Source organism: Thalassotalea coralli, assembly GCF_055786205.1.
Genome location: NZ_JBVVBK010000036.1, coordinates 1 through 255 on the forward strand (window position 1 = coordinate 1; position 255 = coordinate 255).

Here is a 255-nt window from a genome sequence, read left to right on the forward strand (position 1 = left end):
CTGTATCCAGAATGTTACCTGACAGACTCACATAATAGTAACTGTTGGCCGATAAGAGTGACTGTGGTGTGATTTCTACCGTTCGCAGATCATCCGCCAGATTTACCGTTGCTGGGAAGGCACTACCATCATTGTCACGCATCACAATAAATTCATCGGTAATGGTAGTCTCATCCATATCCTGGTTATAAACGATACGCATAGTCGGATTCAGCGACACATTGGTTAAACCGTTACTCGGCAGATAAGCACTCG

At 44.7% G+C, this 255-nt stretch carries 1 protein-coding gene; it reads right to left on the reverse strand.

Annotation, left to right across the window (positions count from 1 at the left end; genetic code table 11):
- Positions 1-255, reverse strand: a 255-nt coding sequence (locus ACOB80_RS20915) for an Ig-like domain-containing domain (protein ID WP_473167806.1), incomplete at both ends; no start/stop codon positions are given.